This is a genomic window from Psychrobacter sp. AOP7-A1-24, assembly GCF_052376235.1.
Taxonomy (GTDB): Bacteria; Pseudomonadota; Gammaproteobacteria; order Pseudomonadales; family Moraxellaceae; genus Psychrobacter.
Window position 1 is genome coordinate 20,398 of the sequence record NZ_JBQSVM010000019.1, and the last position, 17,373, is coordinate 37,770.

A 17,373-nucleotide genomic window follows, 5' to 3' on the forward strand; every position below is an offset into this window, starting at 1 on the left:
AGCTCAAGATTATCTTAACAGGATTCTGTCAGTTCTGGTCAAGCATTCCGTATGATAAACAACGTGACAAACAGAGTGCCAATTACTCTGTGTCAAATAAAAGATGGCTTTGAGCGAACAGTCCTGCTGTTGCAACCCTTAACGTAACATTGATATTGACCTGATATAGTGACTATTAATCCTTGATGCGATAAGCGCAGCTGAAAACAAAATGATATAATAAAGCCACTTTTTATTTACCACAATATATCGCTCATAGTCATAACATATGAGAGCGCAATCTACTGCCTTTCGTTTTTAGCTCGCTTATCACCTGAATGCTATATGCAAAGCGACTGTCTAAAGCTATGATCAAACAATAAGAACAGCGCTTCAGTCAAAAACAATCCATTAAAAGCATATTTAAAAAACAGGAAAGGATACTTTATGTCCACTACGGCCATGTCAAATGCTAATTTTATTACTCAAATCTCTACCCTCGCTGATTGTGTCGGTCAAACGCCATTGGTGGAACTTCAACGTCTGCCTGAGCAAGAGCATATCGCCAATGGCGCCACAGTATTAGCTAAGCTTGAAGGTAATAACCCAGCAGGTTCTGTAAAAGATCGTCCTGCTTTTAATATGATTTATCAAGCAGAACAGCGCGGTGATATCAAGCCTGGCGATATGTTGATTGAAGCCACTAGTGGTAATACTGGTATTGCCTTGGCCATGGTCGCTGCGATGCGTGGCTATCCAATAACGTTGCTGATGCCAACCAACTCTACCCAAGAGCGTAAAGACGCCATGATTGCTTATGGTGCAACGCTGATTGAAGTAGACGAAGGTATAGAAGCCGCGCGTGATTTGGCCATGCAGATGCAAGCAGATGGCAAAGGAGTCATATTGGACCAGTTTAATAATCCTGATAACAGCCAAGCACATTACCTGACTACAGGCCCTGAGCTATGGGCACAAACTGAAGGTAAAATTACGCATTTTATTAGCTCAATGGGCACAACAGGTACGATTACAGGTGTGTCACGCTATCTAAAAGAGCAAAATCCAGATGTCAAAATTATTGGTCTACAGCCTGACGAAGAAGCCTCTATTGCTGGTATTCGCCGTTGGCCTGCTGCTTATATGCCAGGCATTTTTGACGCAGATTTGATTGATGGAATGATGGATATCGATCAGCGTATTGCTGAGATTTATATGCGTAAACTAGCAAAAACTGAAGGTATTTTTGCTGGGGTATCTTCAGGTGCAGCTGCATGGGCAGCGACTCAAGTCGCGAAAGAAAATCCTAATGCTGTTATAGCCTTTATTGTTTGTGATCGCGGAGATCGTTATTTATCAACGGGTTTATATAATGTTGACGACAGCAATACGGATAACGGCGCAGACATTAATTGATGTATAAAAAACGCCGTTTAGTATTGTTAATTCAAAAAATGCAAAGCATCACTGTTCAGATCTAAACGTAATACTTCAAGCAAGATTAATGTTGTTATTCTTTTATAATGGATTAACCATAAGCTCGTAAATAGTCAGGATTATCTATGTCACAAGCGCTACCATCCAATCCTATATTGGTTTTTGATATCGAGACTGTCGCCGATGTCGATGCAGCACGTCGTATCTATCCGCAATTGGCTGATCTCAATGATGCAGATGCGTTAAGTGCGCTGACAGCCATACGTACGCAAGAGGCTGGGCATGATTTTATGCGCCTACCACTGCAACGTATCGTCTGTATCTCAGCGTTATACATCAAGGATGGTAATTTATCGCTGTTCTCTTTGACTGCGGATAAATTTAGTGAAAAAGAAATCCTAGCCAAATTCTTTAGAGCGTTTAATGACCTTGAGACACTACCACAACTTATTAGTTGGAATGGCTCAGGCTTTGACATACCTGTACTGATATATCGTGCTATGCAGTATGATTTGTCAGCACCATGGCTGTTCGAAGAAGGCGAGCGTATCAAAAATATGCGCTTCGATAACTATGTAAATCGCTTCCATACACGCCATCTGGATCTGATGGATCGGTTTAGTCAGTACGGTGCTAGCCGCCGCGAAGCCATGGATATCGTCGCAAGTTTGTATGGATTGTCTGGTAAAACTGACGTGGATGGTAGCATGGTCGGTTCGCTTGTCAATACAGGTGACTGGCAGACCCTATCTATATACTGTGAGTCTGATGTTATGAACACTTGGCTTATTTATTTGCGCTGGTTGCGTCTAACAGGGCAATTATCTTCACAGGATTTTGATGGTTGGCAGCAGCAGAGCTATGACTATCTGGCAAAATATACCCAGACTGACGGTAGCCCAAGGCATCAAGAATTTATCGCTGACTGGTCATCGGCACCAGAATTATAAAGATCGCATTATTAGTCGTTTTTATTTCCCTCTTCTAGTTATTTATTATTAAGGCAGGTTTATGCAACCCACCGATTCAAAAACATCTACAGCATCTGACATGGCAGCGCAAAACAGTAATACTCAAACGGATAAAGCTCAAACAAAAGATACCCAAACGATTGTCATTCCGCCTAGTAAGAAAAAATCTAAACCATCTTCAAAGACACGTCGTCGTCTAAAAGATGCAGAGCCACTTCCATTTAATGTTGATGGCTTATCACATGATGGTCGCGGTGTTGCTGTGTATGGTAATGGTTTTGATGTTGCTGAAGGTCATGCCGAAGACAAGCACGGCAAAAAAATCTTTGTCAGCTTTGCCCTACCAGGTGAAAGCGCTCTAGTAAAAATAACTAACAGCCGTGCTAGCTTCGAAGAAGGCGATGCCATTAGTATCACCGCCAATCCAAACCCTGAACGCGCTGTACCACCCTGCCCGCACTTCGGTACTTGCGGCGGTTGTAACTTGCAGCACTGGCAGCCAGATGGACAAATAAACTTTAAACAGTCTGTACTGGCTGAAATGCTAATGCATCAAGCCAATGCGGCGCCTGATAACTGGCTTGCTCCTGTGGTTGGTGATCGTCTTGGTTATCGTACCAAAGCGCGTTTGGGCGTGCGCTATGTTGTCAAAAAAGAAACAGCGCTTGTCGGCTTCCGTGAGCGTTCAAGCAACTTCTTAGCAGAGCTAAATGAATGTCATATCCTAGATCCACGTATTGGGTTCGAGATTGAAAATCTAAAAACGCTTATTAGCACTTTAGAAAGCCGTGACAAAATTGCTCAGCTTGAGCTTGCAATGGGTGAGCAACTGCCAGAGCTACCCGACGGCAATCAGCCAGTTGCGCTCATCGTACGTAATTTAGAACCATTATCAGACGCTGATATAGACAAGCTAAAAGTGTTTTTTGCGGCGCGTAATTGGCAGCTTTATTTACAGTCTAAAGGCGTTGATAGTATCCAACGTATCGCTTTGACAGACACTGATGATTTAAGCGAGCAGTTTGGGCGCTTGTATTATCAATTGCCAGAGTATGATTTGACTTTTGAGTTTATCCCTACTGACTTTACTCAAGTCAATCTATCGGTCAACCGCCAGATGACCAAGCTTGCTTGTGATTTATTAGACTTAAAAGCAGGCGAACGCGTACTGGATCTATTCAGTGGTTTAGGGAACTTTAGTTTGCCCCTAGCACGCCTCGTTGGCGAAACCGGCTCAGTAGTCGGTGTCGAAGGCAGTGAAGCCATGACCGAACGCGCGGCTGACAATGCTCGTCGCAATGGTATTAGCAATACTGAATTTTATAGCCAAGATTTGACGCAGGACTGTACTGACAAGCCATGGGCCAATCAAGGCTTTGATGCGTTATTGATTGATCCACCACGTTCTGGTGCTTGGGAGATTATGCAGTATTTGCCAAAATTTAATGCTGAGCGCATTGTCTATGTCTCTTGTAATCCAGCGACCCTTGCTCGTGATACAAAAGCACTGCTAGAACAAGGTTATCGATTGACTCATGCTGGCGTCATGGATATGTTCTGCCATACAGGTCATGTTGAATCTATCGCTCGTTTCGAAAAAGTAGCGGTTTAACCTTTTAGTCTTCAAAAACGATTAATAGTTGAACCTAATTAAAGAGATAATTAAGCGTTATTACAATTACTTAAGATGACACAAAGCTCTGATAATTTTGTGCTAACAAATAGCCATTATTTAGTGTAACTGACCACAACCGTACATAGGCTAGCTTGATTTGTCACTTTAAAATGAGATAATAGCAAACAATCTTTCTATGTTTATGATGATGTTTCCAATCGCTACATAGTAAGTATTTGCACTCATAGCTTTGTATATTTTACGCGCATTTTATGGCTGCTGAAAATAATATTTTTAGCAGTTGTGTCGGTTTATAGCTGACACTTTATCGATCGTTAATCTAAAGTGTGCATAGTAGATGAGGTTATAATCAATTCAAACTAGCTAAGAGGAGTCGGTTGTGGTAAAAATTCGTGAAGGATTACCGCTGGTGGATGGACAAACCACGCAGGCCGATAGTGCAACACTTGCGGCGCAACTGGTGGCGAGTCAACGCTCTCACCAGTCAGCGAACAGCTATGCCCAAATTCCTCTCGATATCAAATACCAGCTGGCAACCCATAAGCTACATACTACTTTTGATCGCTCAGCTGCACACACTTATCACTTGCATGATCCTCAAACTGAAGACGTGTATTTAAACGATACCAATGCTTTATCAAACGAAGAGCCTGAGGCAGTCGACTTAGACCAAGCCAATATCGACGTACCTACTTGGTTAGATAATGTGGCCCAGCGTATTGGACAAGAATCAGTACCCAACCTAAGTGCAGCTTGCGAGTTCATCCGCAGTCATATGAATACCAGTGAATCTGAGCGTTCAGGCGCTTATGTCACAGGTATTGGTATGACTGATATTTTGACCTATCTCTATCAAGATGAAGATGCGCTAGTCGCTGCGATGCTATATCGTAGTGCACGCAAATCAATTATTAGTCTCGCTGATGTTGAAAAAAACTTTGGTCCAGATATTTTAACGCTTATTAAAGATACTCTTGCGATGGGTAAGCTTTCAGAGATTATCGAGAGTAATAAACGCTTAGAAGATCACTTCGTCAATAATCAACGTGATCAGCTATCAAATATTTATAGCATGCTCATCTCTGTGACTAATGATGTGCGCGTAGTACTTATAAAACTGGCTGAACGTACTTTTGCCATGCGTGAATTGACTTTTTCTAGTCAAGAACGTCAAACGCGTGTCGCACGTGAAGTCATGACTATTTATGCGCCATTAGCACATCGACTGGGCATAGCACAGCTGAAATGGGAGCTTGAAGACTTAGCTTTTCGCTATCTTGCACCTGACCGCTACAAAGAAATTGCAAAGCTACTGTCAGAGAAACGTAGCGAACGTGAATCCTATATTCAGCGTGTACAAGACAAATTAAATGAGTCACTAACAGACGCCAGTATCGAAGGCGAGGTATCTGGACGCGTCAAACATATATACTCTATTTATCGGAAAATGAAACTTAAAGGTTTATCTTTCGATCAGCTTTATGACATTCGTGCTTTGCGCATTTTGGTTAATAGCCCTTCTGACTGCTATCACGTCTTAGGCCTAGTACATGGTTTATGGCGTTATATTCCTGAACAGTTTGATGATTACATTACTAACCCTAAATCCAATGGCTATCGCTCTCTACATACTGCTGTAATCGCTGAAAATAAATCACTTGAAGTTCAGATTCGTACTCATGAGATGCACTTTGAGGCCGAGCTTGGTATGTGTGCACACGTTAATTACAAAGAAGGCTTAAAGAACAAAAAAGACAATTACCTGAATCAAAGAATCAGCTCATTACGCCAATTATTGTCTATTAATAATGAAACACGTAATCAGCTACGCTCACCCTCCTTAACAGATGACGAACTTGATGATACGGAGCTCGATGAAGAGGAGCAACTCGTTGATTTTGATGAGCTCGAGCGTATTTATATCTTTAGTCGTGATGGTGATATTATCGAACTGCCGAAAGGCGCAACTGTTCTCGATTTTGCCTACTATGTACATACTCAAGTTGGTAACCGTGCACAAGCAGCTCGCGTCAATCAACGCTATGTTCCACTGACCTATCAGCTAAAAACAGGTGAGCAAGTTGAGATTATTACCAAAGCATCGCGCGAGCCCAATCGTGATTGGTTAGTGGCTTCGTTAGGTTATATTCATACCAATCGTGCTCGTTCAAAACTGCGTCAATGGTTCAATAAGCAAGACCGTGATAAAAATATTGAAATAGGTCGCCAAATGCTTAGCAAAGAGCTTGAGCGCCTATCTGTCCATCCTAACAGTATTGATCTGAACGACTACATTCAGCATTTTCATGTCAATACGACCGATGATATTATCGTGGGTTTAGTGACAGGTGATATTGGTCTCAATCAGCTGACCAGTCATATTTCCCGTCAGCTACATCTAGAACCTGAGATACCACCAGAAAATTTTGCACCTCATGTAGACAATAGAGATGCAGGGAAGCTCGATGCGTACAAAATACATATCGACGGTTTAGATAATATCGAAATTAATTTAGCAGGTTGTTGTCATCCTGTACACGGTGAACCAATTGCTGGATACATCACTTTATCTCGTGGCGTCAGTGTTCATAATCGCGGCTGCCCAGAGTATCTACGTCTGGTCGGGCGTGATCCTGAGCGTAAGATAGAAGCCGCTTGGCAAGTCCAAACTGGTCGTTATCAGCCCGTAGATATTCATGTCGAAGCATATGACCGACGCGGTTTGCTACGTGATTTGACACAGATAATTGATAAAGAAAATGTCAATATTCGCCAAGTTCAAACGTTAAGTAATGACGACAATATTGCTTTTCTAAAGTTCCATATTGAAGTCTCAGGCTTGGCACATCTATCTAAGTTGCTCGCAAAGTTAGAACAGCAGCATGGCATTTTGCATGCGCGCCGTGCAGTCGTGTAAATAAAATCTTAAGCCAGTAGTTGTTTGTTCCATAATAAAGTTGTCAAAAAATACTATGCCTGAATTACCTGAAGTAGAAACCACTAAAGCCAGTCTTGACCCATTATTGGGGCAACAGGTAGTTGATGTTAAGGTATTTCAACCAAAGCTGCGATGGATGATGCCTGATAACTTAGACTATTTGATTAACCACACATTGGATCGTGTCGAACGCCGAGCAAAATATTTGATTCTTAATTTTTTGCCAGCAGTAGCCCAGAATAACTCTACAGTTTCAGCTGATTTGGTTGAACCACGTCAGCTTCTTGTTCACTTAGGAATGTCAGGTAGCTTACAGCAGCATAGCGACGATACTGATAAGCGTAAACATGATCATTTAGTTATTGTTTTTAATGATGCTGATGGTACAAAATCTCAATTACACTACTACGATCCAAGACGTTTTGGTTCAGTACTATGGTATGAGGATTACGGTCATAAACTACTAGACCATCTAGGTCCTGAACCACTTTCAAAAGATTTTACCGCAGACTATTTGTACAATTTAATCCAGCGTATAGATTTGCCCAGTCAAGATAGCAATGGGATATTGTCAGGCAACACTAAAAAAAATAAAAGGCAGAAGCCTATCATCCGAGCTATCAAGTCTGTCATTATGGAACAAGAAGTCGTAGTTGGTGTCGGCAATATCTATGCGACTGAAAGCTTGTACTTATCCGGCATCCACCCTGCCACTCCTGCCAATCAACTTTCATACCATCAGATTGTTTTCTTAGTTGATTATATTAAAGACATTTTGAAGAAAGCGATAAAGCTGGGTGGGTCAACGCTACGAGATTTTACAGTAGCAAGCGGACAGACTGGTTATTTCCAGCAAACTTTAAATGTGTATGGTAGACAAGGAGAAAGCTGTCTGCACTGCAGCTCGACGCTAGAAAACATCAAGCTTACTGGTAGAGCCAGTGTTTATTGTCCAAACTGTCAGCCAGTAAAGTAAGTTAGTAGCTGATATCATTTTACTTATAATCTAATCTAAATGAAGCTAATATCAATTTCGAACAGTCGGCTTTAAATAGCTTACATACATTCAAAACTATAATCATATTATTCTCATTTTTGTTGCTTATTAGCGTACATCTTGCTTTAATAGTGCTAGCGCTTACATAAATAGTGCATATTGTTTATTTTTCTGTAATATTCAGCATACTTATCGTTGCCGCAAGATTCCTGTGTGAAGGTAGCAGCAGCCACTAATTATATTATTATGAGTTTCAGGATATCGTTATGACCGTCAAAGCAAAAACTCAACACACAGTTAAGCAAAGGTTTTTTACTGTAATGGCAACCCTAGGATTGGTAGCTGCTACTATCCAGCCTACTTTTGCAGCCATAGAAATTGATGAGACTGATTTCGGACCTTCATACGAAACGATGGTAGTCGATACAGTTGTCGGTAAGCCACTGCAACTCGCAAATGCTGTGGTTGGCACAGCAGCTTATATTGTAAGTCTACCTTTCTCGCTGATTGGTCGCAATGCAGACCAAGCCCAACAAAAGTTGTTTGTTGAACCATGGGATGCTATGGGACGCTGTTTAGGCTGTACCGTTGCAGAAGATAACTATTATAAATCCCAAGTTATTGATAAGAATGTGGTACGTATCGTTGTTGATCAACCATCGGAAATTTTAATCAACACTAATGATTATGTGGTGGTCACGCCATAAACTATTATTTTTGACCGTTTTCTCAACAAGTTAATAAATATCAGTTTATGAGCAGACATAAAAAAGGCTAACTTTACGTTAGCCTTTTTTGTTGCTTCATTTTAGTGACACTAAAACGTTAAGCACCTTTTTTACCGCGGCCGTGACGCTTACGCTCACTTTCAGTTAAGTAGCGTTTACGAATACGTACTGCTTTTGGTGTTACTTCGACTAGCTCATCATCTTGAATGAATTCAAGCGCTTGCTCAAGAGTAAATTTCACTGCTGGCGTCAGTGTCAAAGCTTCATCAGTACCACTGGCACGTACGTTGGTAAGCTGCTTACCAGTTGTTGGGTTAACCGTCATATCATCGTTACGAGAGTTAAGACCAATAATCATACCTTCATAAACTTCAAGCTGTGGCTCAGCAAATAACTTACCACGTTTCTGTAGGTTGAATAGTGCAAAACCTAAGCAAGTGCCGTTTGCCATAGAAACCAATACGCCATTAGAGCGACCACCAACATCACCGATCTTCTGTGGACCGTAATGTGAGAAGCTTGACGTCATGATACCACTACCTGAAGTCAATGTTAAAAACTCAGAGCGGAAACCGATCAAACCGCGGGCTGGGATCGTTGCTTCAATGCGCATACGACCTTTACCATCAAGTTCCATGTTAGTCATTTCGCCTTTGCGTAGACCAACTTGCTCCATGATAGAACCTTGATGCTCTTCTTCAATATCGAAGACAACATTTTCATACGGCTCTTGTAGTTTACCATCAACTTCTTTTACGATAACTTCTGGGCCTGATACGCCCATCTCGAAACCTTCGCGGCGCATGTTTTCGATAAGTACTGATAGATGAAGCTCACCACGACCTGATACTTTGAATTTATCAGGAGACTCTGTGTCTTCTACACGCAATGCTACATTATGAATCAACTCACGCTCAAGACGCTCACGAATATTACGCGAGGTTACAAACTTGCCATCACGACCAGCGAACGGTGAATTGTTTACTTGGAAATTCATCGAAACAGTTGGCTGATCAACCGTTAGTGGTGGTAGCGCTTCAACATTGTTAGGATCACAGATAGTATCTGAAATATTTAACGCATCAATACCTGTGATACAAACAATATCACCTGCTTGTGCATCTTCTACATCGATACGATCAAGACCATGATAACCCATGATTTTTAGGATACGACCGTTACGGGTCTTACCATGCTTATCAATAATGGTTACAGGCGTGTTAAGTTTAACTTTACCACGTTGAATACGGCCAACACCAATAACACCAAGGAAGCTATTATAGTCAAGGCTTGAAATTTGCATACGGAACGGTGCGTCAGCATCCACCTGTGGAGGCTGCACAACATCAACAATAGTTTTGAACAATGGCGTCATATCATCAGCCAAATCATCTGCGTCTAAACCTGCAATACCATTCAATGCTGACGCATAAACAACTGGGAAATCAAGCTGCTCATCGTTTGCACCAAGATTATCAAACAAATCAAAAATTTGATCCATTACCCAGTCAGGACGTGAGCCAGGACGGTCAATTTTGTTGATAACAACGATCGGCTTTAGACCCTGTTCAAATGCTTTTTGTGTCACAAAACGAGTCTGAGGCATTGGTCCATCAACAGCGTCAACAACCAAAAGTACGCAGTCAACCATAGACATTACACGCTCAACTTCACCGCCAAAATCGGCGTGACCTGGAGTGTCAACAATGTTGATACGGTATTCAGTATCTGAAGACTGATCCGTCCAGCGGATAGCAGTGTTTTTAGCCAAAATGGTAATACCACGTTCTTGCTCAATATCACCTGAGTCCATTGCACGCTCAGCAATGTTTGCACGGTCGCCAAAAGTACCAGACTGATGTAATAACTTATCAACCAAAGTTGTCTTACCGTGGTCAACGTGGGCAATAATCGCAATGTTACGCAGGTGTTTGATATCGTTCGCCATATAAAATGCTCGTTTCGTCTTAAAAAAATGCAGTAGCAGTAAGCGCTGCTGAATAAATTTTTATCATCAATCAGATAGATATTGAATCTAAGATGACGCAAAAAATAATGCTATCAAATAAAAATTTCAATACAATCAAATATCTATACTGACGAATTCATCATACAGATAGCTATGCTAATGTACAAACTGTTAACTTACAGGATGTTTGGGTGGCTAGTATAACATTATTGATTCATAAATTTATGTAATAACTCACTTTTCTCATTACATAAATAAAAAAAAGCCACCCATTGGGTGGCTTTTTTTGTAACTATATATTTAGCTATACAGTTATTTGGCTAATGCTTACTGAACAACCATATCTTTAGTTTGTTCAACAGTCATTGTTTTGTCACCAGTGATGATGGCATAAACACGACGGTTCATAGCACGACCTTCTTCAGTGTTGTTGTCAGCGATTGGTTGGTCATAACCGTAACCAACAGTTGATAGACGGTTTGGAGCGATACCGAATTCGTTAGTTAGCATAGATTTGACAGCAACGGCACGAGCTTCAGATAGACGTTGGTTATAACGTGCTGAAGGACCAGTCTTAGAAGCATGACCTTCTACGCGAGCTGTAGAGTTAGGATACTCACGCATCTTCTCTGCTACTTTAGCGATTTCTGGCTTATACTGGTTTTTGATAGCTGATTTATCGTTATCAAAGAATACACGTAGTTCCATTTTCAGTTCATCAGTAATATCTACTGGTACTGGGCAACCGCGCTCATCAACTACAACGTTCATTGGAGTGCCTGGGCATGCATCGATGCTATCAGGTACGCCATCACCGTCAGAATCAAGATCAGCTTCAACAACAACTACTGGAGTATTGTCAACTACTGGCTCTTGCATAGGTGGTACTGCTACTGTAGGTGCTAGATGGCCACCCAATACTACTTCTAGGCCGGCCAAAGCCATGCCTTCCCACCAGTTGTTGTCAAAGTTATGAATCGCACGAGCTTCACCACGTAGGCTTAGTGCGTCATTGATGCGATACATAGCACCTAGACCTAGGTTACCGATAGTGTCTTTAGAGTTTGATACTTCAGTACCAGCAGCAACTATTTCGTTATCAGAATTAGTATAGGTTTCTTGGTTTTCTACTTTGATTTTGGATTGACCAGCACCTACTAGTACGTATGGCTTAAGTGCGCTGTCAGTGTAACCAGTAAATTCTTCAGTACCGATCAAGAAGTTACCAGAAATCATTTCTTGTTCGATATCAAAGCGGTTAGCACCAGATTTAGCTGAATCTTCAGAAGCTTCACCGTTTGCATCAGATACACCGTACTCTACTTGGAATTGAGTAGAAGGAGTAAGTTCGATACCTAAAGCTGCACCAGTGTATAGGCTGCTTTCTTTGGCTACGCCACCGTTGTCGTTACCAACACGGTCTGTGTTGTTTTGCAAATTCTTACCAGTAGTAAGAACTTCACGCTGCTTATCAGAAGTATCACTGAACTCTTCAGTCATATGATAACCAAGTAACAATGGGCTGATAGTAACACCGGCATTAGCTGCCATTGGTGCAGCCGCTACAGCAACAAGAGCTAGAGCTATTTTATTCAATTTCATGGACTTCCTCCAAAGGATAATTTTAGTGATGCATCAAGCAAAACCGATTTCAAGACGTACTAAGATAATCATCTCTTACGCATTTTAAGTTACAAAGCAAAACCAATTAAGGAGTAGCTTAGCGATTATTAATTCAGTTTACAACTTTTTTCGTTAACCAGCTACACATTATTACACGATAATGTTGTAACTAAAACACAATAAACATTCTAAGTTACCCAGAACTAACACACCTTACGCTTTTTATCTTTTGTATGTCAGTTTGTGATAGATGGACAGTCTATTGATAGCTGCTTTCTTGAAGCATTTTATTACAATTAGAATTTTTTCTCTATTGCTAATGTCATTCTTTCACTAATTGAAACATTTTTTGACAGTTGCTATATATTACATATATATTGTAAAAAACCAATATTCTTCTGAAAATCAAGTGATTAGCAATTGCATCTGTCTTATATACAATTAAGTCAGAGAAAATTTAAAGAATCTGAACAATTGGTGTGCTCAAAGAATAACCAACACAAGGATGTGTGAGACGTTGTTTTTTATTTGAATGATAAACGGCTATAGGATGTAGCGCATTATGAACTTATTTAATAAGGTACTGGCCCATTATGAGAGAATAGTCATTTTTACCCTTTGTTTACCTATTTGCAGAAAAGGCGGGTATGGAATTGATAAGTTTTTAGATATTGTATCTAGGTTATTCAATAAACTATTGAAGTTAGTCAGTTATAGAAAATCAACCCTTAAAAACAATAATATTTTAAATGCTAATCAATCAAACGGCTTTACTCTCGTTGAGCTAACTGTGACGACAATGGTATTGGGAATTATCGCAGCTATTGCAGCGCCAAGCATCTTAACGCACTTAGCACGAATGGAGGCACAACGTGTCAAGCATCAACTAGAGAACACTTTATCCTTAGCAAAGGCCGAAAGTTATATAAGTCGGCAGGATGTCTTAGTTTGTTTATCGAATGATGCACAGCAATGTCATAGGAATAGTGATAAAACGCTTCTGCTATTTGTAGATAAAAATAACAATAAGCATTTTGATTCTCAAGTAGACATTTTATTAACTCAGCAATTCTTAAACCTAAGATATAGTACAGTGAAGTTAAGGGTTGGCGGTAGGCGTCACTATACTAAATTTTGGGGTGATAGTGGCAGACCGCGAGGACACTTCGGCCATATAAAATACTGCCCTACCTCTTCTTATAATAAGTCGATGTACCAAATCTCTTTTAACCAATCAGGTATCGTCAAACATAAGCTTAACGCAGACCACCCTACGAAATGTAATAGTTAATAGGTGCCATACACGTAAACCTATTTATACATGGCCTCTTTCATCATTATCACTGCGCTCTCTAGTCCTACAAATACGGCATCTGCAATAAGTGCATGACCGATATTTAACTCATATATACCGTCAATCTTTGCAATGGCATTAACATTGTCACGCGTTAAACCATGACCTGCGTTAATAAGCAATTTATCATCTAGTCTCTGTGCTGTAGTTACTGCACGTTCTATTCTTTTGAGTTCAGCCGACTTTACATCAGTATCATTTGCCAAGCCTGCTTCGGCATAAGCGCCAGTATGCAACTCTATCGCGTCCGCATTACACTCAACGGCAGCTGCAATCTGCTTGTCATCTGGATCGATAAATAAAGAGACTTTAATATTAGACGCTTGCAATTTATGAACATATTCTTTTAAAGACGTAGTTTGTCCTGCAACATCAAGGCCGCCTTCTGTCGTCAACTCTGCACGCTTTTCAGGTACTAAACATACCCAAAAAGGTTTAATTTCGCAGGCAATTGCAAGCATTTCATCAGTTGCAGCCATCTCTAGATTCATTCTCGTCGACAACTGCTCTGCTATTTCATAAACATCTGCATCTTGTATATGACGACGATCTTCACGTAAATGTATAGTTATACCATCTGCCCCTGCCTTTTCGCACAATAATGCAGCAGCTAATGGACTTGGATAACTCACACCGCGCGCTTGACGCAATGTTGCCACGTGGTCAATATTCACGCCTAACAAAGGTTTTTTTGAATTGTTTTCAGATGAGGTAGATACAGAGATACTCATAAAAAATCCTTTGGGCAATTAAGCCTAGCTTATATAGTTAATATTAAGATAACAGTTGAGACTGAAATTATTGATAACGCTGCTGCTGCTGCCATAATAGACGGCTTTGTAGGGGCTGATAATCAAGTAAATGGTCAATAAGATGTCGATGCAGTTTTGACCAATGATTCAGAGTCTGCTCAGTAATACCTAAGCGTGCCATTTCTATAATGTCTACGCCCTTAAAAATAGTCTGTCCAGAATCACTGGCTAAATGCTCGGACTCTTCATTATGTACTAGTACAGGGAGCAGGCCTACATCCGGTAAAAAACAGTAAATACAGTCAGACTCGATGGGGTCTTCAACGCTGTCATGTATTAACGTTAAGGTGAATCCTAACTCGGTAAATAGATGCTGCTCAAACTGACGTAGACAGAGACGAAGCTCATTATTACTCAGAGGTTGCTTGAGTTGTTGTAGACTGATTTGATAATGCTGCCACAATACTGGCATTGGATCTTCAGTAGGTAACAGCCGCCACAATATCTCGTTTATATATAGTGCGGCATACTGATGTTGACCGCTGATATTAGCGTAAGGCGCTGCTTCCAATATAGTAGGTGTACTGTCTTTTTGAACACGGTCAGTTTGAGCCATATCTTGCGAAGCAATATTGATTTGACTAAATGTTTTTAGATCGCGTTTGCCAGTAGCAAAAAGCTGTAACGGCATAAACAGTGGAGCGCCTTTTTTCCCAACACCATGTATCACGCCATGTTGTTGAGAAAAAAGATAATACAAAGCGCGTTTTTCCTGATAAGGACGCTGATGCAATAAATACCCGACGAGCGCTTCATTACGCATTTTTTATTACCTAAATATAGTAAAGGCAGACAGTGCTTTTGAAGCGTTCGTTCTTAACCGCTATCAATAGCCCAAACTGGTCAATGCACGCTCGTCATCAGACCAACCACGTTTCACTTTGACCCATAGTGTTAACATAATTTTTTTACCAAACAACTGCTCCATATCTTTACGAGCATCCATACCAACTTGTTTGATACGCTGGCCCTTGTCACCGATAACGATGGCTTTTTGACCGCCACGTTCAACATAGATAGTTGCATCGATGAAAGTACAAGCTTTGCGTGGACGCCCTGTTTTTGGATCAGTATGTGCCGGTTCGTCTTTAAACTCATCAATCTGTACCGTTAAATCATATGGCACCTCATCACCCGCACTACGCATGATTTTTTCGCGAATGATTTCACTGGCTAAAAATCGCTCAGAGCGATCAGTGATTTGCTCTGTATCATAAATAGGTGCAGCAACTGGTAAATGTGAGGCAATCACTTCTTGCAGACGATCTAAGTTTTGATTTTTGAGTGCAGATACGGGAACGATATCAGCAAAATCGAAACTATCGTTGAAAGTTTCGATAAGCGGTAGCACGCTGCCTTTATCTTTTAAGGTATCTGATTTATTGATAACCAATACGACTGTTAAATCGGTCTCGCCAAGCTTTTGCAAGGTTAATAGGTCATCGTCGCGCCATTGATCTGAGTCAACGACAAACAATACTAAGTCAACATCTACTAATGCTGATACTGCCGCTTTGTTCATACGTTCGTTAATAGCACGTACTTCGTTATGATGAATACCTGGTGTATCGACAAACACAGCTTGCATTTCATGGTTTGACAAAATGCCATGAATACGATGACGGGTAGTTTGTGGTTTACGTGAAGTGATAGAGAGTTTTTGACCTAATAAGTGATTCATCAAAGTTGACTTGCCCACATTTGGACGTCCAACAATAGCAACGTAGCCTGCTCTAAAGTCATCAGCCATACGAGTATTGCTACTTGGGGCAAAAAACTCTTCAATTGCCATATCATTATCCAATGCGACATCTGCTGCATCAGTGGCTTTGATAGTATTTTGGCTTGAGTCCATATCTGTATTTTCACCCAAGTTTTGAGTGCTATCTTCATTGTTTGATGGCAAATCAGTATGATTGCTCATAAGTTAATCCTATAGGGTTTGTGACTAGCCGAACAGTCTTGCATACTAAATTTATTTAGCATTCATTAGAAATGAGCTAGAAACATTTAAAGTTTTAAAGTAAATAATTTGTGAGGTAGTTTTAATACGTGTTTGCCAAGATGTAAGCCTATTTAAACTGATACTATGTATCTAAAAATATATTGTATAGATATCAGCTATACACGTTTTTTGGCTGATCCTGGCAGTTTATGTAGTTGGTTGATCATAAGCTCCGCTGCTTTTTGTTCAGCGATACGGCGGCTTTCACCAGATTCAGTAATGTCAGGACAGTTATTAATATTAACATGGCAGCGCACGACGAAAATTTGATGCGGTGCGTTACCACGCGTTTCCATAAGCTCGTAGTTGGGTAAGTCAAACTGTTTAGATTGTAGCCACTCTTGCAACCGACTTTTCGCATCTTTCAGCGCTTTTTGGTCATTGACATTATCAATCAAATCACCATACCAAGAAAGAACACAATTACGAGTAATGTCCATATCTTGACTATCCAAATAGATAGCACCGATCAGAGACTCTACAGCATCCGCCAGTATAGAGGCGCGATTACGACCGCCACCTTTACGCTCGCCTACTCCTAATATCAGATGATTAGACAGCTCTAGGTTTTGGGCAATAATAACCAATGACTCTTGGCGTACCAATGTCGCACGCATACGCGTTAATCGACCTTCATTTTGGCTAGGATAGCGATGATATAACGCTTCACCCACAATCATCCCTAAAAGTGCGTCACCTAAAAACTCTAGACGCTCATAGTTCTTTTTGCTATCGAACGAGCGATGCGTTAATGCAAGTTTAGGAAGGCCTAAGTTATTGAACTCATAGCCTAACTTACGCGTTAATACAGCTAACCGCTGAATAAACTCTGAGCTAACCACAGGCGTATCAATAGACGTACTATTTTTTCGGGAAGTAGGAACCGCTTGGGAATGGTGCGAAGTTGGTTTCATGCGTGGTTTA

13 protein-coding genes are annotated in these 17,373 nt (G+C 40.8%); 7 read left to right on the top strand and 6 right to left on the bottom strand.

Annotation, left to right across the window (positions count from 1 at the left end):
- Positions 1-441 precede the first annotated feature (441 nt).
- The 6 genes from cysM to ACT3QQ_RS08235 all read left to right on the top strand — a co-directional run bounded on the left by cysM (position 442) and on the right by ACT3QQ_RS08235 (position 8,665).
- Positions 442-1,395, top strand: a complete 954-nt coding sequence (gene cysM / locus ACT3QQ_RS08210) for a cysteine synthase CysM (RefSeq protein WP_444527640.1) — start codon at positions 442-444, stop codon at positions 1,393-1,395.
- A 146-nt stretch (positions 1,396-1,541) separates the two neighbouring features.
- Entirely contained in the window at positions 1,542-2,366 is an 825-nt protein-coding gene (locus tag ACT3QQ_RS08215; RefSeq protein WP_444527617.1) for a 3'-5' exonuclease, read from the top strand.
- Positions 2,367-2,427: 61 nt separating this feature from the next.
- Entirely contained in the window at positions 2,428-3,999 is a 1,572-nt protein-coding gene (gene rlmD / locus ACT3QQ_RS08220; protein WP_444527618.1) for a 23S rRNA (uracil(1939)-C(5))-methyltransferase RlmD, read from the top strand.
- 403 nt (positions 4,000-4,402) lie between these two features.
- A complete protein-coding gene (locus tag ACT3QQ_RS08225; protein WP_444527619.1) occupies positions 4,403-6,940 on the top strand; it encodes a RelA/SpoT family protein in 2,538 nt (845 codons plus the stop codon).
- A gap of 55 nt (positions 6,941-6,995) precedes the next feature.
- Positions 6,996-7,937 (top strand): bifunctional DNA-formamidopyrimidine glycosylase/DNA-(apurinic or apyrimidinic site) lyase, encoded by a 942-nt coding sequence (gene mutM / locus ACT3QQ_RS08230; protein ID WP_444527620.1) that lies wholly within the window; start codon positions 6,996-6,998, stop codon positions 7,935-7,937.
- 287 nt (positions 7,938-8,224) lie between these two features.
- Positions 8,225-8,665 carry a hypothetical protein gene (locus tag ACT3QQ_RS08235; protein ID WP_444527621.1) on the top strand — a complete coding sequence of 147 codons (441 nt, stop codon included), beginning with the start codon at positions 8,225-8,227 and terminating at the stop codon, positions 8,663-8,665.
- 118 nt (positions 8,666-8,783) lie between these two features.
- Here the strand turns inward: ACT3QQ_RS08235 and typA are convergent, their stop codons facing one another.
- Together typA and ACT3QQ_RS08245 are read right to left on the bottom strand one after the other, a co-directional pair.
- A complete protein-coding gene (typA, locus tag ACT3QQ_RS08240) occupies positions 8,784-10,634 on the bottom strand; it encodes a translational GTPase TypA (protein ID WP_444527622.1) in 1,851 nt (616 codons plus the stop codon).
- 348 nt (positions 10,635-10,982) lie between these two features.
- Positions 10,983-12,257, bottom strand: coding sequence for an OmpA family protein (locus ACT3QQ_RS08245; RefSeq protein ID WP_444527623.1), 1,275 nt, complete (start codon positions 12,255-12,257; stop codon positions 10,983-10,985).
- Between the two features lie 583 nt (positions 12,258-12,840).
- On the opposite strand from ACT3QQ_RS08245, the gene ACT3QQ_RS08250 reads away from it, so the two are divergent.
- Positions 12,841-13,569 (top strand): GspH/FimT family pseudopilin, encoded by a 729-nt coding sequence (locus tag ACT3QQ_RS08250; RefSeq protein ID WP_444527624.1) that lies wholly within the window; start codon positions 12,841-12,843, stop codon positions 13,567-13,569.
- Between the two features lie 20 nt (positions 13,570-13,589).
- Here the strand turns inward: ACT3QQ_RS08250 and ACT3QQ_RS08255 are convergent, their stop codons facing one another.
- The 4 genes from ACT3QQ_RS08255 to rnc form a co-directional block, all read right to left on the bottom strand.
- Positions 13,590-14,363: a pyridoxine 5'-phosphate synthase gene (locus tag ACT3QQ_RS08255; RefSeq protein WP_444527625.1), complete on the bottom strand. Its 774-nt coding sequence runs from the start codon at positions 14,361-14,363 to the stop codon at positions 13,590-13,592.
- A 67-nt stretch (positions 14,364-14,430) separates the two neighbouring features.
- Positions 14,431-15,207: a DNA repair protein RecO gene (recO, locus tag ACT3QQ_RS08260; protein ID WP_444527626.1), complete on the bottom strand. Its 777-nt coding sequence runs from the start codon at positions 15,205-15,207 to the stop codon at positions 14,431-14,433.
- Between the two features lie 63 nt (positions 15,208-15,270).
- On the bottom strand, positions 15,271-16,236 hold the full coding sequence (gene era / locus ACT3QQ_RS08265) for a GTPase Era (protein ID WP_444527641.1): 966 nt from the start codon (positions 16,234-16,236) through the stop codon (positions 15,271-15,273).
- A gap of 329 nt (positions 16,237-16,565) precedes the next feature.
- On the bottom strand, positions 16,566-17,363 hold the full coding sequence (gene rnc, locus ACT3QQ_RS08270; RefSeq protein WP_444527627.1) for a ribonuclease III: 798 nt from the start codon (positions 17,361-17,363) through the stop codon (positions 16,566-16,568).
- Positions 17,364-17,373: the final 10 nt, after the last annotated feature.